This is a genomic window from Pseudomonas sp. LB3P25, from assembly GCF_054897985.1.
In genome coordinates, this window is the sequence record NZ_CM142711.1 from 1,328,669 (window position 1) to 1,346,858 (window position 18,190).

Below are 18,190 nucleotides of genomic sequence, written 5' to 3' on the forward strand. Positions count from 1 at the left end.
ATCGGTGGCGTCATGGAACAAGATCGCAGCCTCGCTTCGCTCGACAGCTCCTACAGTGCGCGTACATCTGTAGGAGCTGTCGAGCGAAGCGAGGCTGCGATCTTTTGATCTTCCCGCGATATAGTGCCGCGCGGGTTTTGTTATGGAGACATCCCATTGCGTATCGTTTTTCTAATCACGGCCTGGCTCTTGAGTTTCGGCGCCATGGCGGCGCCGGGCGATGTGGCGACGCTTGATCGCAGCACCTGGCCCGAACAGCTCAACAGCCCGACCCTGTTTGATGTGGCGTCACGGGCCGAGATCCTCATGTTCGCTCGCGTCCTGTTGGCCAGCGAATCCCTGGACGAAGTGAGCCTGGCCCAGCGCCTGGGGTTGCGCACGGTCAATCTGGAATCGATCAACAACCTGCGTCAGCGCATGTGGCAGCGTCTGCTGGCCAACTACAACTTCGCCCAGCAGAGCTGCGATCAGGATGCCTCCTTCTGTTTTCTGGTGGAGGACATGGACACCCTGCGCCAGCAAGCCGCCAAGTTTCAGGTCAGCGATGAGAGCTACTACATAAAGTGGGCGGAGCCGAGCCGGCTGTTCCACGCCCAGTACCTGGACGAGCAATTGCGCAAGGCGGCGCTGTTTCCGCAAACCAGCAGTGAAGTTGATCGTTTTGGCGACTATGAGCGCAACGGCGATGAGATGCATGACCGGCTGTTTCTGCTGACCTTCGACAGCGCCGCCAATGCCGCGCCGGATAACACCGCGTGGGCCACGGAATACCTGCGCAAGTCGAACATGAGCGGCACATTCTTCGTCCTCGGCAAGGACATTCAGGCCCGTCTGGCCGATCGCTCGGTGGCCAGCCTGCAAGCGACGTACTCAAAGCAGTGCATTGGCGTGCAAGGTTGGGAATTTCGCTCCCACAGCCACTGGCAGGACTGGCAGGATTCGGTGCGACACAGCGCCGAACTGGTCAAAAACAAACTGCCCGAGAACTACGTGCCGTTGTTTCGGCCGCCAGAGGGTCAGCGTCGTTCTGACGCCGAAGGTTTCTTCAATTCCCAGGGTTTGCAAGTGGCGCTGTGGGATATCGATGCCCAGGACGGTGCGGGCAAGCTAAAAGCCAATCAGAGCGCGCAACGGGTGTTGAGCCTGATGCTGTTGTGGCGACACGGGGTGATCACCTTCAACGTGAAGCAGGATGCGCTGAAAACGGCGATGCCCTGGCTCATCACGCAAACGGCGCAAAGCGGAATCGGTTGGGAGGACTGTCAGGACGCGTTTCGCTGAAAACGGCGAAAGGCCGTAAACATTGGGCGAGGGGTGATTTTAGGCGAGGATTCGGTGCAGGCGGACTTCCGACTTTAACGGGGTGATGGCAATCCGCCTAGTGCTATTGGTCACTCTGAAAAATAAACTTCAAAAAAACGTCAAAGTACTTTTTTCTGTCACAGGTTTTGGAGTATTACGAAGACAGACCGCCGAAACCTGCAGACAGGTGGCGTCTTCCAAGACCCCCATTGTGTGCAGTTCACTTGCATTTCGCTTTTTGTAGGTAGTGCGGGGTGAATTCGGTGGCCACTTCGAGGCGCAGCACTGTCACGGTATTGCGTCGACTGGCTCCCACAAAGGTGACCGAGTATGGATGATCACGGACGTAGTTCTTCCTCCAACCAGCCAATCCTTTATGTACTCGATACCAACGTATTGATTCACGATCCAAACGCCCTGCTTAACTTCGAAGAACACCACGTCGCGATCCCGATGACCGTGCTTGAAGAGCTCGACAAGCTCAAGAGCGGGCATCACAGCGTGGCTGCGGAATGCCGTCAGGCGATTCGCCTGATCGACAAGACCCTGGGCGATGCCAGTCCTGAAGACGTCGAGCTCGGCGTACCGATCCAGCGCGGCAAGAGTGGGCCCAAGGGTTTGCTGTCAATTCTGATGAGCAAGCGTGCAGAACCGAACATCATTCTGCCCGAGCACCTGAACGACAACATCATCATCAACCAGTTGATCGACCTGCACGCGCGCGAACCAGAGCTGCCCGTGGTGCTGGTCACCAAAGACATCAACATGCGCCTCAAGGCCCGGGCTTGTGGGATCGCGGCCGAGGACTACAGCACCGACCAACTGGTTGACGACGTGTCGCTGCTGCCCAACGGTTATCACAACATGACCGGCTCCTTCTGGGACCGTGTGAGGAATGTCGACACCCGTCAGGACCATGGCCGCACCTGGCATCAGGTGCAACTGATCGACAACCTACCGGCGGTGCACATCAACGAGTTCATCATCGACGAACAGGGCTTTGTCGGCTGGATCAAGGAGATCGAGGAAGACAAGCTGCTGATTCTCGACCTGCATCAGGAGCCCCTGTTGCACCAGGAGGCCTGGGGCCTGAAACCACGGGACATCTATCAAAGCCTGGCGCTGTACGCCTTGCTCGATCCGGATATCCACCTGGTCAACCTGACCGGAGCAGCAGGTTCCGGTAAAACCATCCTGGCACTGGCGGCGGCGATCGAGCAGACCATGGTCAGCAAACGCTATCGCCGGATCATCGCGACCCGTAGCGTGCAGGGCCTGGACCAGGAGATCGGTTTCCTTCCCGGCACCGAAGCGGAAAAAATGGAGCCTTGGCTGGGCGCCATCACCGACAACCTCGAAGCCTTGCACATGGATGACGAAAACACCCATGGCAGCGTCGATTACATCCTCAGCAAAGTGCCGTTGCAGTTCAAATCCCTCAACTACATCAGGGGCCGCAGCTTCCAGCAGAGTCTGATCCTGATCGATGAATGCCAGAACCTCACGCCGCACCAGATGAAAACCATCATCACCCGTGCTGGCGCCGGTTCGAAAGTGGTGTGCCTGGGCAACCTGGCACAGATCGACACCCCTTACCTGTCCGCGACCAGTTCCGGGCTGACGTACCTGACAGAGCGCTTCAAGGATTTCCCCAACGGTGTGCACATCACCCTGCAAGGGGTGCCACGTTCGATTCTGGCCGAATACGCCGAATCGCATTTGTAACCTCCACCGAAACCGGGCGACCCAACGCCGCCCGGTTTTTTTGTGCCCAGCACCTGGCCCCTGTGGGAGCGAGCCTGCTCGCGAAGGCGTTGTGTCAGCCAATATCAATGATGACTGATGCACCGCTTTCGCGAGCAGGCTCGCTCCCACATTGGTTTGTGGTGAACGCATAATCAAACGTGCGGAATTTTGACCCACAGGTTTACAATCGGGGCTCCTGATCAGGAGTATCTCTGTGCTGACCCATCTCGATTCCCAAGGTCGCGCCAATATGGTCGACGTCACTGAAAAAGCCGTGACGTTCCGTGAAGCAACGGCCCAAGCGCTGGTGCGCATGCTGCCCGAAACCCTGCAGATGATCGTCAGTGGCGGTCACCCCAAGGGTGATGTGTTCGCCGTGGCGCGTATCGCCGGCATTCAGGCTGCGAAGAAAACCAGCGATCTGATCCCTCTCTGCCATCCGCTGCTGCTCACCGGCGTCAAGGTCGAACTCAGTGCCGAAGGCGACGACACCGTGCGCATCGTGGCGCGCTGCAAGTTGTCCGGGCAGACCGGCGTAGAGATGGAAGCCCTGACCGCCGCCAGCGTTGCGGCGCTGACTATCTACGACATGTGCAAAGCCGTGGATCGCGGCATGACTATTGAAAGCGTGCGGCTGCTGGAGAAGCTCGGCGGCAAGAGCGGCCATTTCCAGGCGGACCAGCCATGAACCTCACCGTGAAGTTTTTTGCCCGTTACCGTGAAGCGATAGGCGTGGACTCGGTGAAGGTTGAAGGTGATTTCGCCACCGTCGACGATGTGCGCGCGCTGCTGGCCCAGCGTGACGGTGCCGATGTGCTGAGCGAACAGAACCTGATGTGCGCCCGCAATGAAGACCTGTGCCAGCTCGATGAGCCGGTGAGCGATGGCGATGAAGTGGCCTTTTTCCCGACCGTGACCGGAGGCTGAGCCATGGCGATTCGCGTGCAATCCACGGCGTTCGATCCGGGTGCTGAAGTCAACGCCATGCACGCCGCCAATGTGGGCGTCGGTGCGGTGGTGAGTTTTGTCGGCTATGTTCGCGACTTCAATGACGGACTCGACGTCGCCGGGATGTTCCTTGAACACTACCCGGGCATGACCGAAAAAGCCCTCGCCAAGATCGCCACAGAGGCCGAGCAGCGCTGGCCGCTGCTCAAACTTGAAGTGCTGCATCGCATTGGGGCCCTGGAACCGGGTGAGCCGATTGTCTTCGTCGGCGCTGCCAGCGCCCATCGCCAGGCCGCGTTCGATGCCTGCGCCTTTGTCATGGACTACCTGAAAACCCGCGCACCGTTCTGGAAGAAAGAAAACACCCGTGATGGGGCGCGTTGGGTTGAAGGGCGTGACAGTGATCATGCGGCAGCGGATCGCTGGAAGCAGTAGGTAGCCTGTAATTCCATTGTTGGCTGTTCTGGCGCCTTCGCGAGCAGGCTCGCTCCCACATTTGATCTCCATGTACACAAATGCTGTGTACGACATAGATTCCCTGTGGGAGCGAGCCTGCTCGCGAAGAGGCCATCTGCAACACCCGCTTCCCCCTCTGATTCCCTCCCGACCATCGGCCGCCGAAACCCTGCCCGCCCCGATTGACGACCAATACATAAAAGTCCAGTATGGATTTATAAGTACAAAAAAGTGCTTCCCTGTTTCTGCTCTTTCTTCTGTCTTGCCAAACCAACAACAACCCGCGAGAGAACGAACATGAAGAAATTCCCCCTCATCACCGGTCTGGCTCTGAGCCTGTTGGCGTGCAGCAGCCTGTTCGCCGCCGATAAAACCCTGCGCATCGGCATCGAAGCGGCTTATCCACCGTTCGCGTCCAAAACCGATAAAGGTGAGATTGTCGGGTTCGACTACGACATCGGCAATGCCCTCTGCGCGCAGATGAAGGTCAAGTGCGTATGGGTCGAAGGTGAGTTCGACGGTCTGATTCCTTCCCTTAAAGTGAAGAAAATCGACATGGCGCTGTCGTCCATGACCATCAACGAAGACCGCAAGAAGTCGGTGGATTTCACCCACAAGTACTACTTCACCTCATCGCGTCTGGTGATGAAGGATGGCGCGGTCGTGGATGACCAGTACGCCAGCCTCAAGGGCAAGACCGTCGGCGTGCAGCGCGCAACCACCACCGACCGTTTCGCCACCGAGGTTTTTGAACCGAAGGGTATCAACGTCAAGCGTTACGGCAACAACGAAGAGATCTACATGGATCTGGCGGCCGGTCGTCTCGATGCCATTTTTGCCGACACCATTCCGCTGAATGACTTCCTGACGATGCCTCGTGGCAAGGGTTATGCCTTTGTCGGGCCGGAGCTCAAAGATCCGAAATACGTGGGCGAGGGCGCCGGGATTGCGGTGCGCAAGGGCAACACGGAGTTGGTCTCCGAGCTGAACACTGCCATCGACGGCATTCGCTCCAGTGGCGAATACCAGAAGATTTCAGAGAAGTACTTCAAGTCTGATATCTACGGCGACTGATCAATCGCTTGCAGGGGCTTTCTCGTGAAAGCCTCTGCGCGGTTCCGATTCCTGAAAAACGCTAGAAGTTAATCCCTTCTTAACCGGCTTGTCGTTTATTCCCCGATACCCCGCTGTGCGCGCCGGACTCTCAAAGGTCAGGGCCAGCGTGTAGACTTCTGGGCAATCGATATTTAGAAGGGAAACGCAATGAGCGAGGAAACGATGCGGTTGGGCCGTGAACGGCGCTATCTGGTGTTGCTGGGCATCATCTGCCTGGCGCTGATCGGTGGCGCGCTGTACATGCAAATTGTTCTGGGCGAGGCGCCATGCCCGCTGTGCATCCTGCAACGTTATGCGTTGCTGCTGATCGCGCTCTTCGCGTTCATCGGCGCGGCCATGCGCACCCGCCGCAGCATCACGTTGTTTGAAACCCTGGTGGTGATCTGCGCCCTTGCAGGCGTCGGGGTGGCCGGGCATCACGTCTATACCCAGTTCTACCCGGCGGTCAGCTGCGGCATCGATGTGCTGCAACCGATTGTCGACGGTTTGCCACTGGCGAAGATCTTCCCGCTGGGCTTCCAGGTCGACGGCTTCTGCTCCACGCCGTACCCGCCGATCCTCGGTCTGTCGCTTGCTCAATGGGCCCTGCTGGCCTTTGTGCTGGTCGTGGTGCTGGTGCCGCTGCTCACGTCGCGTAACCGCAAAGCGCTGCGCTGAAGTCATCCGTCGCATCATTGCGTCACACCCAAAAACGCCCCGGCCCTCGTTGAGAGGGCCGGGGCGTTTTGCATTTCAGGGCGCAGGTAAAATGACCTTGATGCGCGACAAGTCTGGGTGCGGCACGTGTGCGACATGTTGTCACAGCAGGGGTGCCGCAAGGCATTTCAAGGCGCCGAATTGGTACCGTGTCACGCAACAAAATTGGTCTTTTTCAGCGCCTGGCAGCTTCAGTCCAAAAAAACCGTAACAGGCAGTTTTAACAGGCCTTGGTGAATTGCCTGAGCCCTTGTCACATGGGGGCTTGGGCAGGGTCGAAGGAGGGCGCAGAGCCTTCGATACTGTCTGAACTACCTGAGGTAGACCTACAATTTTTGGTGTTTTTGTTGAGAATGAATTTCGATACCATGGCGCACTTTTGCAAATACCGTTAATGATTGTTGCTGGAATGGATAAAAATTATTTCGGGATGAGACATGGTTTATAAAACGTTACATATCTACAATCGCCCGCACTGAATTCCCGGCACTGCTCATCCCTGAGCAGGAATAGGGCGTCGAGAGGCCGGTTGGCTTCATGCGACTCCCAGGTGTCGGTGCCTTCCCATTATCCGCACCAAATGGAATTGGTCTGTAACAAGGCCTTTGACCACGAATTCGAATAAGAACTCAACGCTGGCCCAGGATTTGTCGAACAGCGTCTGACGCGCGACGGGCAGCCACTTATTCAATCCAAGAAAAATGCCAACCCTTGGCAGGGTGAAGTGTTGGCGATCAAAACCCAACTGCATTGCGCAAGCTGCTTTAGAGGTCGTGAGATGAGTAAAAACAGGTACCCCAGACTACTAGGCTTATTGCCGCTGATCGGCACGTTGTTGCTGTCAGGCTGCAACATGACCTTGCTCGATCCCAAGGGCCAGGTCGGCCTGGACGAGCGAAACCTGATCATCACCGCAACGCTGCTGATGCTGTTGGTCGTGGTTCCGGTCATCGTCATGACCTTCCTGTTCGCCTGGAAATACCGCGCTTCCAACACCAACGCCGTCTACACGCCGAAGTGGTCGCACTCCACCAAGATCGAAATCGCGGTGTGGGCTGTACCGGTGCTCATCATCATTGCCCTGGGTTATGTCACCTACAAGTCGACCCACGCCCTGGACCCGTATCGTCCGCTGGAATCCGACGTCAAGCCGATCACCATTGAAGTAGTCGCGCTGGACTGGAAGTGGATGTTCATCTATCCGGAGCAAGGCATCGCCACCGTCAACAAGATCGTGTTCCCGGCGCACACGCCGATCAACTTCAAGGTGACTTCGGACTCCGTGATGAACTCGTTCTTCATCCCGGCCCTGGGCGGCCAGATCTACGCGATGGCCGGCATGCAGACCAAGCTGCACCTGATCGCCAACCAGAACGCTGAAATGGACGGTATCTCCGCCAACTACAGCGGCGCTGGTTTCACCGGTATGAAGTTCAAAGCTATCGCCACCTCTCAGGAAGATTTCGACGCCTGGGTAAGCGAAGTCAAAAAGGCACCTAAACAGCTTGAAAAAGCTGAATACGAAGCCCTTTCCAAGCCAAGCCAGAACAATCCAGTAGAGCTCTACTCCTCGTTCACGCCGAACCTGTTCCAGACCATCCTCGACAAGTACGAAGGCATGAATCCGGGCAAGCCGATGCACCACGAGAAGAAAGAGCACGAAATGGCCGCCATGGAAGGGATGGACATGAGTTCGCATTCAGCTGCCGGGGCAGAGGAGTAAACGATGTTTGGTAAATTAAGTTGGGAAGCGGTCCCGTTCCACGAACCGATCGTGATGATAACCATCGCCATGATCGCGCTCGGTGGTCTGGCGCTGTTCGCTGCAATCACCTATTTCAAGAAGTGGACCTACCTGTGGTCCGAGTGGCTGACCTCGGTCGACCACAAGAAAATTGGCGTGATGTACATCATCGTTGCCATGGTCATGCTGCTGCGCGGTTTTGCCGACGCCATCATGATGCGTACCCAGTTGGCCATGGCCACCGAGGGTTCGCCTGGCTACCTGCCGCCTGAACACTATGACCAGATCTTCACCGCTCACGGTGTGATCATGATCATATTCATGGCGATGCCATTCTTCACCGGCCTGATGAACCTTGCAGTGCCGCTGCAGATCGGCGCGCGTGACGTTGCCTTCCCGTTCCTGAACTCCCTGAGCTTCTGGCTGCTGGTGTCGGGCGTGGTGCTGATCAACCTGTCCCTGGGCGTTGGCGAATTCGCCAAGACCGGCTGGGTTGCCTATCCACCGCTGTCGGGTCTGCAATACAGCCCTGGCGTGGGGATGGACTACTACATCTGGGCGCTACAGCTATCCGGGTTAGGTACGACGCTGACCGGGGTCAACTTCCTGGCCACCGTGCTGAAAATGCGTACCCCGGGCATGAAGCTGATGGACATGCCGATCTTCACCTGGACCTGCACCTGGGCCAACGTTCTGATCGTCGCTTCCTTCCCGATCCTGACCGCTACCCTGGCGTTGCTGACGCTTGACCGTTACATGGATTTCCACATTTTCACCAATGAACTTGGTGGCAATCCGATGATGTACGTCAACCTGTTCTGGGCCTGGGGTCACCCCGAGGTTTACATCCTGATTCTGCCGGCGTTCGGGATCTTCTCCGAAGTCATCTCGACCTTCACCGGCAAGCGTCTGTTCGGCCACCACTCGATGGTCTACGCCAGCGGCGCGATCTCGATCCTGGGCTTCATGGTCTGGCTGCACCACTTCTTCACCATGGGTTCGGGTGCCAGCGTCAACGCCTTCTTCGGTCTGGCGACGATGCTGATTTCGATCCCGACGGGGGTGAAGCTGTTCAACTGGCTGTTCACCATTTACCAGGGCCGTCTGCGTTTCACCAGCCAGGTTCTCTGGACCCTGGGCTTCATGGTGACCTTCGCCATCGGTGGTATGACCGGCGTGCTGCTGGCCATCCCGGGTGCTGACTTCGTCCTGCACAACAGCCTGTTCGTGATTGCTCACTTCCACAACGTGATCATCGGCGGCGCGGTATTCGGCTACATCGCAGGCTTCGGCTTCTACTTCCCTAAAGCGTTCGGCTTCAAGCTGCACGAAGGTTGGGGCAAGGCAGCGTTCTGGTTCTGGATCACCGGCTTCTTCGTCGCGTTCATGCCGCTCTATGTACTGGGCTTCATGGGCATGACCCGTCGTCTGAACGCCACCACCAACCCTGAGTGGGTGCCGTACCTGTACGTCGCCATGTTCGGTGCGGTGATGATCGCGGTCGGTATCGCCTGCCAGCTGATCCAGCTGTATGTCAGCGTGCGTGATCGCAACAAGCCGGAAAACATGTGCGAACACGGCGACCCGTGGAATGCGCACACCCTGGAATGGTCGACCTCGTCGCCACCACCGTTCTACAACTTTGCCGTGCTGCCAAAAGCGCAAACCATCGACCCGTTCACCGAAGCCAAGGAAAACGGTACCGCGTACCAGGCTCCGGCCCGTTACGAGCCGATCCACATGCCAAACAACACCGCGACCGGTGTGGTCATGGGCGCCCTGTTGACCGTGTTCGGTTTCGCGATGATCTGGCACATCTGGTGGCTGGCCATCGTTGGCCTGGTCGGCACCGTGGGCTACTTCGTGATCCACGCTGCACGTGATGACCAAGGCTACATGGTGCCGGTCGAGACAATCGAGCGCATCGAAGCCGAGCAGCACAAGCGTCTGGTAGCGGCCGGGAAAGTTCCAGCCACCGCCACCCGTGTTGAAACCTCGTTGGAACAGGCTTAAACCATGTCGAACTTAGTGACCAATGCTGGACACACCCATGTCGATGGACATGGGCACGATGACCATCACCACGACTCGGGCGAGATGACCGTATTCGGTTTCTGGCTCTACCTGATGACCGACTGCATTCTGTTTGCGTCGATCTTCGCGGCGTACGCGGTACTGGTTAACAACGTAGCGGGTGGCCCGTCGGGCCACGACATCTTCGAGCTGCCATACGTACTGGGCGAAACCGCTCTGCTGCTGTTCAGTTCGATCACCTACGGCTTCGCCATGCTGGCGTTGTTCAAGGGCAAGAAGACTCAGGTGCTGGGCTGGCTGGCCATGACCTTCCTGTTTGGTGCCGGCTTCATCGGCATGGAGATCAACGAGTTCCACAAGCTGATCTCCGAAGGCTTCGGTCCTAGCCGCAGCGGCTTCCTGTCCGGGTTCTTCACCCTGGTCGGCACCCACGGTCTGCACGTGACCAGCGGTCTGATCTGGATGGCGATCATGATGTACCAGGTGCAGAAAAACGGCCTGACGGCGACCAACAAGACCCGTCTGAGCTGTCTGAGCCTGTTCTGGCACTTCCTGGACGTTGTGTGGATCTGCGTATTCACCGTTGTTTATCTGATGGGGACTATGTAAATGGCTAACGCTCATTCCCACGACAGCCACGACGCCAGCCACGGCAGCGTCAAGTCTTACGCTATCGGTTTCATTCTGTCGGTGATCCTGACGGTCATTCCTTTCGGCCTGGTGATGTACCCGTCGCTGCCGAAAGCGTTGACCCTGTGGATCGTACTGGCCTTCGCAGTGATCCAGGTGCTCGTGCACCTGGTGTACTTCCTCCACCTGGACCGCTCCGCTGCCCAGCGTAACAACGTGATCGCGTTTGTCTTCGCTGCACTGGTCATTGTCCTGTTGGTAGGCCTGTCGCTGTGGATCATGTTCAGCATCCACACCAACATGATGGCGCACTGAGGAAAGTCCGGATGTCCTTTAAGCACTTTATCCAAATCACCAAACCGGGGATCATTTTCGGTAACGTGCTTTCTGTGGCGGGCGGATTTTTCCTGGCCTCGAAAGGGCATGTCGATCTGGCCATTTTCCTGGCCGCCATGATCGGCACGTCGCTGGTGGTGGCTTCCGGTTGCGTGTTCAACAACTGCATCGACCGCGACATCGACCTGAAGATGGAACGCACCAAGAACCGGGCGCTGGTCCAGGGCTTGATCTCCCTGAAACTGGCCCTGGCTTTTGCGACCGTCCTGGGTGTTTTCGGCGTTGCACTGTTGTACAAAGTGGCCAACCCGTTGGCCGCGTTGTTCGCGGTGATCGGCTTTGTCATCTACGTCGGCTTCTACAGCCTGTACCTCAAACGCAAGTCGGTTCACGGTACGCTGGTGGGCAGTCTGTCGGGCGCCATGCCGCCGGTGATTGGCTACGTGGCGGTGACGAACAGCTTCGACATGGCCGCACTGACATTGCTGGTGATGTTCAGCCTGTGGCAGATGCCGCATTCCTACGCCATCGCGATCTTCCGCTTCAACGATTACCTGGCCGCATCGATTCCGGTGTTGCCCGTGAAGCGTGGGATCGAAGTGGCCAAGAAGCACATCCTGATCTACATCTTGGCGTTCCTCGTAGCGACCTTGATGCTGACCTTCAGCGGCTACGCCGGCATGAGCTACCTCGCCGTCGCCGCGGCTATGGGCATGTACTGGTTGTACATGGCCTGGACCGGTTACAAGGCAGTGGATGACACGGTCTGGGCACGCAAGCTGTTCGTGTTCTCGATCTTCACCATTACCGCGTTGAGCGTGATGATGTCCCTGGATTTCAAGGTGCCGAGTGAGCTGTTGCTGACTTACGCGCCTTAAGATTCAGAGGCTGCACAAAAAGCCCCGCCTTCGAGAGAAGCGCGGGGTTTTTTATTGGGTGATTCTGGGGAACCGGGTCGTCCCATTCGCGAGCAGGCTCGCTCCCACACTAAATCGGCAGCTAATGTGGGAGCGGGCTTGCTCGCGAAGACCGCACCGCGGTGTAACAGGAAATCACACCCCTGTAGCAGCTGCCGAAGGCTGCGTTCGGCTGCGCAGCAGTCGTAAAACCAGACACTGCGGTCTTTCAGTTAAACCGTATCGCCCGGATTGGCGACTGCTGCGCAGCCGAACGCAGCCTTCGGCAGCTGCTACAGGGGATAGGGTGCAGGCCTGTTTGAGGAGGTGCTCAGCTGTCAAGCAACCGGAAAAACCGTTCCCGCACCTGGGTGTTATCGCTGTGCGCCACGTTGAAACGCAGGAAGTGGCTAGCGTCCGGCGCTTTGCTGAGCAGGGTGCCGGGCGCCAGCACGAGGTCGTTTTCCAGGCCTTTCCTTGCCAGCGTTTCGGCATGCAGTCCTTCGGGCAATCGCGTCCAGATGAACAAGCCTTCCCCCGGCAGCGACGACGCCGAGCACCCGGCCTCTTCCAGCCAACCCGCCACCCTGCTGTTGGACTCGTACAGCCTATCCACCGTACGCCGCGCGTGTTTGGCGTAGCTGCCGTCACTGAGCATGGTGCAGGTGATATGTTCGGCCAGTTCCGAGGTCACGCCGCCGCAGGCCATTTTCAGCGCGACCAGGCGCGCCGCCAGTTGTGGCGATAGCACGGCATAGCTGACGCGGCTGTTGGCGGTTAGGGTTTTGGAGAAGCCGGAGATATAGCTGACATTGTCCAGCCCGCTCGCGGCCAGTCTTGGCGTGCGGCGTTGCTGAATGTCGGCGTACAAATCGTCTTCCAGAATGTGGAAGTTGTGGCGATGGCTCAGTTCCAGCAAGCGGTACACCTGCGCCGGGGTGAACGAGTGCCCGGTGGGGTTATGCAGGGTGCTATTGGTCATGTAGAGCACCGGTTTGTGGGCGATCACCAATTGTTCGAAGGCTTCAAGGTCCATGCCGTCGCAATCCCGGGCGATGGTGATGACCTTGGCGCCATGCAGCGCGAGGTTGGTGTGCATGTTGAAGTAGCAAGGGTCGTCGAGCAGCACCGTGTCGCCGGGTTTGATCAGCAGGCGCATCAGCAGGTCGATGGCCTGCATGGTGTTGGCGGTGGTGATGATCTGATCCACCGGGACTTCGATGCCGAAGGTCGACAGCTTGACCCGCAACGCCTGGCGCAGCGGCAGGTAACCGCCGGCAACGCCATATTCGCCCATGCGCAGGCTGGTGGCGCGCAAGGTGCCGCGCACGGCTTTGAGCAATTCGTCGGCAGGCAGCCACGAGGTCGGCAGGAATCCGCAGCCGGGGCGCAGGGCGCCGTTGTCCAGCAGCAATGCGCGGCGGACCACGCTGAGGGTGTCTTGAGGTTGCAGATCCGGGCCGGTGCCGGTGTGCAGCGTGGTGCTGGTGCGGTGCACGTAATGCCCGGAACCCTGGCGTGAAACCACCAGGCCCTTGGCCCGCAAGCGGTCCAGCGCATCGACTACCGTGGATTTGCCCACGTTCATCAAGTCGGAGAGTTCGCGAATCGGCGGCAGCTTGGCCCCGTGAGGCAACCCGCCCTGGGCGATCGCCAGCGACAGCTGATCGACGATCTGCTGGACCAGCGGCACGCCGGGCTGGAATTCGATAGCGGCAATCACTGCACGTTGAACCTGCATTTTACTGGTCTCTCCGGCAGTAAAGTTCGTTTGATTCTATACGAACTTGCTCTGATCAGAACACGTGTCTCTCTCTACCATCGCCTTAAAGACTTTTCTGATTGTCGGCGTCCTGTGGCCCCCGCAATCGCTCGGTTCAGAGGTGTTGCATGAGTGTTCAAACAACGGTCGCCATCGCCAAACCGGTGATCAACATCCGCCTGTTCACAATCCGGATCATCACCGCCGTGTCGCTGTTCGCCGTGCTGGGCAAGGCCAACGTCTGGCTCGACACCGCTACCAACAGTATTCTCGCCCTCGGTTATCGTGCCTTGTTGTTGCTTTTGCCGCTGACTTTGCTGGTGCTGGGCCGCCGCTCCCTGAGCGTCACGCTGCTGTGTGCAGCCCTCGGGCTGGTATTGCTCGCGGTCACCAGCAACCAGGGCATGGTGATGTTTGCTGCGGCATTGTTTGCCTACGGAATCGCGATTGCCGGGTACCTGATCAAGAGCGAAGCAGCCCAGACCAAAGAGGGCGCGGCGTACAACCGGGTGGCGATGAACATGGGTAGCCTGCTGGCGGGCCTGATCCTGCTGTCGCCGCTGCTGACCCCAACGATGTTCTTCCTCGGCGCGGCGAGTTTCGTCCTGCTGTGCCTGCCCATCGCCATGGGCGCCACCTTCACCACTGATGCAGTGGTTGCCCGCCCGGCGAGCCAGGATGGCAGCGGCTGGCGCAACAAACTGCCGTGGGTGATCGCCGGCATCATCATGGGGATCAAACTGTTTGGCGTGTTCTCGATCCTGCCACAAGCCATCCTGCTTGAAACCGGTGAATTACCGGCCTGGTATGGCCTGATGCTGATCCTCAACAGCGCGGTGGTGGTGTTCGCTCAGGTGCCGGTGATGAAACTGATCGAGCGCACCGGGCGCTTTAAGGTGGTGGCCGTGATCGGGATCATTGTTGGCGGCTTTGCGGTGCTTTCGTCTCCTGCCGCTTTCCACGTCGAAACCCTCGCCGGCGCGCTGATCTGGGTGGCGCTGCTGTCCCTCGCCGAATGTGCGTTCAGTTACCTCGATTACTTCTCCGTCAAACAAAACAACATGTTCGTCAAGGAAGTGTCCCTCGGCGTTGGCGCCGGGCTGACGGTGCTGATCATGCGGGTCGTACCGGCGCCGTACAACGCGCTGGTGCTGGCTGCTATTGGCGCGGGCGGGATCCTGGCCTGGTACTACCTCAACCGTAAATCCAATGCGTCGTTGCACGACTGACTCATCGCGGTTGCGCTATTCACTTCACAGGTCGGAGGCTTCATGAATACGACATCATGCGTAGTCGTGGTCGGGTACAACGGCAATCGGGTTCACGACATCCAGAAACTGCGCTTGCTCTGCAAGACGCTCTATAACGCCCGGCTCATCCTGCTGGTCGATGAGATTCAGCCCGATGACGAGCAAGTGGCCGATCACGTCTGCAGCACTTCACTGGCGGCGGAAGAGGTGGCGGCCTCCCTCGAACTGGTGGTGGGCTGCCTGAATGCCGATCGATGGAAGCTGATCGGGGTTCTGCCTTTTTCTGATCGTGGTGTGCTGCTCGGCGCCGCGCTGGCCACCCATTTCGGCCTGCCCGGCATCACTCCGGGTGAGGCGCGGGCGGGGCTGGATAAACAGATTTTTCGCAAGCTGGAAGCGGCTGCCGACACGTCACCGCAGGATTACCGCCCGGTGTTTTCCGCACGCATCGAGAGCCTGCCCGAATTGCGTCAGAAGGTCGTCGAACTGGGCGGCAAAGCATTCATCAAACCGGCCTGCGAAGGCGCGAGCAGAGGTTGTCGGGTCATCCATCATCCGTCCGAATGCGACGAGGCCTGGCACGCACTCAAGCCGTATCGCGAAGGCGGCATCGTCCTCGAAGAGCTGATCCAGAACGCCCGGGAATACAGCTGGGATTACGTGGCTGGCAGCACTTGGGTCACCGAGAAAACCACCACTGAAGGTGCCTATCGCGCGGAAATTCAGCAGGTGGTGCCCGCGCCGTTGGCGGCCGACGTGCAGGTTCGATTGGCGGCTGCGGGTCGGCACATGTCCGGGTTGGTTTCGCTGGATAATGGCGCTTATCACAACGAAGTGTTCCTGCGCAGCGACGGCCTGACGTCGGCGGTGGAAACCAACATGCGCCCCGGCGGCATGCACATCTGGGACCTGGCCCGTCTGGCGTTCGTGGATTTCGATCCGTGGGAACGCTGGGTCAGATGGGCGGTGGAACGCAAGACCGAACACCAGGATCCCGTCGCCCGGGGTTATTGCGGCATCCGACTGCTCAGAGCACCGGCCGACGGTCTTTTGCGCGCCACGCCAGACATCGAGTCGCTGGCCCGGAAACTGAACATCGAACTGGTGGAAGCGCTGTATGCCAAGCGCGTCGGTGATTCGGTCACGGCATTGGTGAAAGACAACACCTCATTCATCGGCCACATCGTGTTGTTCAGCAAGGACTACGGGCAACTCAGCGACAACCTGTTGCGGCTGGCAGAAGCGATCGAGTCACGCGTCGAGGTCACCTGCCTGGCACCGGCGACGAGGGCTTTTGGCTGAGCCGGTGGGACCTGCGTTTTTTGCATTATTGATTCAGAGGGTTTGGTAAATGATTGAGCAAAAAAGCTGTGATGAGCGTTTCATCGACCTGGCAAAAGAGCTCGGCTATGACATCTACGGCGAGAACACCGCCGGCGGGCATTATGCCCCGCTGATTCGGCATCACGACGAACTGTACGTCAGTGGTCTGGTGCCGCGCATGAACGGCAAAATTCAGTACCCCGGAAGAGTCGGCCTGGAATTGAACATGGCGGATGCTCAAACGGCAGCCAGTATCAGCGCGATGCGCGGGCTGGCGCTGATCGTCGATGCCATTGGTTCGCTGGATAAAATAAAGTCGCTGATACGGATAACGGTCTATGTGAAATCCACGGCAGATTTTGTTGACCTCAGCGAAGTGGCCAACGGCGCATCGGATGTATTCAGTCATGTGTTGGGGGACGCCGGTAAACATACTCGAACGACCGTGGGTGTTTATCAGTTGCCGAAAAACGCTGCGATAGAAGTGGATATGATTGTCGCGCTGCGGCCCTCACTTTTATAAGTATTAGTTGTTCGGCTTTACAGTGCTGAATTGTTCATCTAAGGTTCGGTCACTCAAGTCGGAAGAATAAGTTGGAACTCGCGGATGAATAATGTTCAGGGTGCGTTTTTTTCATACAAGGACTTTCGTCAGAGTTTGCGTCATCAACCGGTAAGTCCGCGAGTTTGGAAAGGTGCGCAGCTAACGGATTTGCGTCAGACGCTGGAGGCCAGTGACGTCGATATCGTCGCATTGGCCCACGACAAGAGCATCGAAGGGTGTGAAGTGACGCCCGGCATGGCGGTTGCCATGCAGTGGTTGAAACCCGGCGTGGTGCTTAACGGGCACTCCCATTCCTGGTGGCACCTGTTCATCATTCAGTCCGGCAGCGGCGCGTTAACCCTGGGCAACGCCGATGAGGTGAACGTCAACACCGGCGATGTCTTGCTGGTGCCGGCCTGGACAAGACACGGCTTCGTCAACACTAGCACCACCGAGCCGCTGGCCATGCTGAACATGAGCAACATGCCGCAAATGGCGCTGCTCTCCAATTTTGCCGACAGCCACGGGCTGATCACCCTCCAGCCGTAATCGCCCTTGCGTTTTACTTCAGGGAGTCAGCGTTCGCTGACTCCCTTTTTTTCTGACCCCCTCCAAAATCCGCCTGACGAATTGCGTTTTTCAACTTTCTGTATCGATAAAATCAGATAATTTCTGTATCTGTTCAGCGCTTAATCAACTAACTACGATCGCTTCCAATGCAAAGGATTTATGGGGTTAATGCAAAGGGAGTGTTCTATGGAAAGTACGAAACTTAAACTGTATGTTGGCGCGGATTTTGTCAGTGCCTTTGCAATGTCGGCATTCGTGGCGCTAAAAGAAAAGCAACTTTCTTTTGGTGTGGTGACTGTGGATTTGAAAGCTCGCGAGAACTATTTGCAGCCTTATCATGGTTTGTCGCTTACATGCAAAATTCCAACGCTAGTGCATGAAGAATTTGCGTTGTCGGAATCTTCGGCCATTGCCGAATACCTGGAAGAAGTAGCGCCGGGGCATAACAGACTATTGCCGCTGGACATCAAGCAGCGAGCACGCGCCCGTCAACTCCAGGCCTGGTTGCGCAGCGATTTATTGGTCATTCGTAAAGAACGCCCGGCGGACCTTATTTATTTCGGCAAAAAAGATACTCCGTTGTCCGACGATGCCCTGGCCGCCGTCGACAGGTTGTTCTTTGTCGCCGATCGATTGCTGGAGGGGGGCGCTGATCATCTGTTCGGTGACTGGAGCATTGCCGACACCGACCTGGCAATCATGCTCAACCGACTGGTCGCCAATGGTGATCAGGTTCCCGCCCGACTCGCCGCGTATGTCCGCCGCCAGTGGGATCGCGACAGTGTTCGGGCATGGATGGACATAGAGCGCGTAGCGCCAGCCATCCAGTAAGAACCG

Annotated in this window: 18 protein-coding genes; 17 read left to right on the top strand and 1 reads right to left on the bottom strand. The window is 57.9% G+C overall.

All coding sequences use genetic code 11. From position 1 onward, the window contains the following. Nucleotides 1-156: 156 nt before the first annotated feature. The 12 genes from ACYZTW_RS05765 (at nt 157) to cyoE (ending at nt 11,886) form a co-directional block, all read left to right on the top strand. Nucleotides 157-1,281 (top strand): polysaccharide deacetylase family protein, encoded by a 1,125-nt coding sequence (locus tag ACYZTW_RS05765; RefSeq protein ID WP_462004096.1) that lies wholly within the window; start codon nt 157-159, stop codon nt 1,279-1,281. Between the two features lie 351 nt (nt 1,282-1,632). Then, complete coding sequence (locus ACYZTW_RS05770; protein WP_462004097.1) at nt 1,633-3,027, top strand: PhoH family protein; 1,395 nt, start codon at nt 1,633-1,635, stop codon at nt 3,025-3,027. Between the two features lie 235 nt (nt 3,028-3,262). Continuing rightward, a complete protein-coding gene (gene moaC / locus ACYZTW_RS05775; RefSeq protein ID WP_033061025.1) occupies nt 3,263-3,736 on the top strand; it encodes a cyclic pyranopterin monophosphate synthase MoaC in 474 nt (157 codons plus the stop codon). Then, on the top strand, nt 3,733-3,975 hold the full coding sequence (gene moaD, locus ACYZTW_RS05780; protein ID WP_415766581.1) for a molybdopterin converting factor subunit 1: 243 nt from the start codon (nt 3,733-3,735) through the stop codon (nt 3,973-3,975). Before moaC ends, moaD begins: the two co-directional genes overlap by 4 nt. 3 nt (nt 3,976-3,978) lie before the next feature. Then, the gene (gene moaE, locus ACYZTW_RS05785) at nt 3,979-4,431 is read left to right on the top strand and encodes a molybdopterin synthase catalytic subunit MoaE (RefSeq protein ID WP_282479891.1); all 453 of its coding nucleotides are present in this window, start codon (nt 3,979-3,981) and stop codon (nt 4,429-4,431) included. 318 nt (nt 4,432-4,749) lie between these two features. Next, nucleotides 4,750-5,526: an ABC transporter substrate-binding protein gene (locus ACYZTW_RS05790; RefSeq protein WP_462004098.1), complete on the top strand. Its 777-nt coding sequence runs from the start codon at nt 4,750-4,752 to the stop codon at nt 5,524-5,526. 189 nt (nt 5,527-5,715) lie between these two features. Then, on the top strand, nt 5,716-6,225 hold the full coding sequence (locus tag ACYZTW_RS05795; RefSeq protein WP_462004099.1) for a disulfide bond formation protein B: 510 nt from the start codon (nt 5,716-5,718) through the stop codon (nt 6,223-6,225). 817 nt (nt 6,226-7,042) lie between these two features. After that, nucleotides 7,043-7,987 carry a ubiquinol oxidase subunit II gene (gene cyoA / locus ACYZTW_RS05800; protein ID WP_462004100.1) on the top strand — a complete coding sequence of 315 codons (945 nt, stop codon included), beginning with the start codon at nt 7,043-7,045 and terminating at the stop codon, nt 7,985-7,987. A gap of 3 nt (nt 7,988-7,990) precedes the next feature. Next, complete coding sequence (gene cyoB / locus ACYZTW_RS05805) at nt 7,991-10,021, top strand: cytochrome o ubiquinol oxidase subunit I (protein WP_462004101.1); 2,031 nt, start codon at nt 7,991-7,993, stop codon at nt 10,019-10,021. A gap of 3 nt (nt 10,022-10,024) precedes the next feature. Next, nucleotides 10,025-10,651 carry a cytochrome o ubiquinol oxidase subunit III gene (locus tag ACYZTW_RS05810; protein WP_462004102.1) on the top strand — a complete coding sequence of 209 codons (627 nt, stop codon included), beginning with the start codon at nt 10,025-10,027 and terminating at the stop codon, nt 10,649-10,651. After that, a complete protein-coding gene (gene cyoD, locus ACYZTW_RS05815; protein WP_462004103.1) occupies nt 10,652-10,987 on the top strand; it encodes a cytochrome o ubiquinol oxidase subunit IV in 336 nt (111 codons plus the stop codon). It abuts the gene before it with no gap. 11 nt (nt 10,988-10,998) lie between these two features. Beyond that, the gene (cyoE, locus tag ACYZTW_RS05820; RefSeq protein ID WP_462004104.1) at nt 10,999-11,886 is read left to right on the top strand and encodes a heme o synthase; all 888 of its coding nucleotides are present in this window, start codon (nt 10,999-11,001) and stop codon (nt 11,884-11,886) included. 349 nt (nt 11,887-12,235) lie between these two features. Here cyoE and ACYZTW_RS05825 read toward each other — a convergent pair whose 3' ends face one another. Continuing rightward, nucleotides 12,236-13,645 carry an aminotransferase-like domain-containing protein gene (locus tag ACYZTW_RS05825; RefSeq protein WP_462004105.1) on the bottom strand — a complete coding sequence of 470 codons (1,410 nt, stop codon included), beginning with the start codon at nt 13,643-13,645 and terminating at the stop codon, nt 12,236-12,238. A gap of 149 nt (nt 13,646-13,794) precedes the next feature. Here ACYZTW_RS05825 and ACYZTW_RS05830 point away from each other — a divergent pair, with 149 nt between their 5' ends. The 5 genes from ACYZTW_RS05830 to yfcF all read left to right on the top strand — a co-directional run bounded on the left by ACYZTW_RS05830 (nt 13,795) and on the right by yfcF (nt 18,184). Beyond that, a complete protein-coding gene (locus ACYZTW_RS05830; RefSeq protein WP_462004106.1) occupies nt 13,795-14,895 on the top strand; it encodes a hypothetical protein in 1,101 nt (366 codons plus the stop codon). A 42-nt stretch (nt 14,896-14,937) separates the two neighbouring features. Then, a complete protein-coding gene (locus tag ACYZTW_RS05835; protein WP_462004107.1) occupies nt 14,938-16,218 on the top strand; it encodes a biotin carboxylase in 1,281 nt (426 codons plus the stop codon). A gap of 49 nt (nt 16,219-16,267) precedes the next feature. After that, the gene (locus ACYZTW_RS05840; protein ID WP_462004108.1) at nt 16,268-16,762 is read left to right on the top strand and encodes a RidA family protein; all 495 of its coding nucleotides are present in this window, start codon (nt 16,268-16,270) and stop codon (nt 16,760-16,762) included. Between the two features lie 84 nt (nt 16,763-16,846). Then, entirely contained in the window at nt 16,847-17,332 is a 486-nt protein-coding gene (locus tag ACYZTW_RS05845; protein ID WP_462004109.1) for a cupin domain-containing protein, read from the top strand. 207 nt (nt 17,333-17,539) lie between these two features. Then, entirely contained in the window at nt 17,540-18,184 is a 645-nt protein-coding gene (gene yfcF, locus ACYZTW_RS05850) for a glutathione transferase (protein ID WP_462004110.1), read from the top strand. Nucleotides 18,185-18,190 lie beyond the last annotated feature (6 nt).

Coding starts and splice junctions, on each gene's coding strand:
- ACYZTW_RS05770 (WP_462004097.1), top strand. CDS start 1,633: ATGGATGATCACGGACGTAGTTCTTCCTCCAACCAGCCAATCCTTTAT.
- moaD (WP_415766581.1), top strand. CDS start 3,733: ATGAACCTCACCGTGAAGTTTTTTGCCCGTTACCGTGAAGCGATAGGC.
- moaE (WP_282479891.1), top strand. CDS start 3,979: ATGGCGATTCGCGTGCAATCCACGGCGTTCGATCCGGGTGCTGAAGTC.
- ACYZTW_RS05790 (WP_462004098.1), top strand. CDS start 4,750: ATGAAGAAATTCCCCCTCATCACCGGTCTGGCTCTGAGCCTGTTGGCG.
- ACYZTW_RS05795 (WP_462004099.1), top strand. CDS start 5,716: ATGAGCGAGGAAACGATGCGGTTGGGCCGTGAACGGCGCTATCTGGTG.
- cyoA (WP_462004100.1), top strand. CDS start 7,043: ATGAGTAAAAACAGGTACCCCAGACTACTAGGCTTATTGCCGCTGATC.
- cyoB (WP_462004101.1), top strand. CDS start 7,991: ATGTTTGGTAAATTAAGTTGGGAAGCGGTCCCGTTCCACGAACCGATC.
- ACYZTW_RS05810 (WP_462004102.1), top strand. CDS start 10,025: ATGTCGAACTTAGTGACCAATGCTGGACACACCCATGTCGATGGACAT.
- cyoD (WP_462004103.1), top strand. CDS start 10,652: ATGGCTAACGCTCATTCCCACGACAGCCACGACGCCAGCCACGGCAGC.
- cyoE (WP_462004104.1), top strand. CDS start 10,999: ATGTCCTTTAAGCACTTTATCCAAATCACCAAACCGGGGATCATTTTC.
- ACYZTW_RS05825 (WP_462004105.1), bottom strand. CDS start 13,645: ATGCAGGTTCAACGTGCAGTGATTGCCGCTATCGAATTCCAGCCCGGC.
- ACYZTW_RS05830 (WP_462004106.1), top strand. CDS start 13,795: ATGAGTGTTCAAACAACGGTCGCCATCGCCAAACCGGTGATCAACATC.
- ACYZTW_RS05835 (WP_462004107.1), top strand. CDS start 14,938: ATGAATACGACATCATGCGTAGTCGTGGTCGGGTACAACGGCAATCGG.
- ACYZTW_RS05840 (WP_462004108.1), top strand. CDS start 16,268: ATGATTGAGCAAAAAAGCTGTGATGAGCGTTTCATCGACCTGGCAAAA.
- ACYZTW_RS05845 (WP_462004109.1), top strand. CDS start 16,847: ATGAATAATGTTCAGGGTGCGTTTTTTTCATACAAGGACTTTCGTCAG.
- yfcF (WP_462004110.1), top strand. CDS start 17,540: ATGGAAAGTACGAAACTTAAACTGTATGTTGGCGCGGATTTTGTCAGT.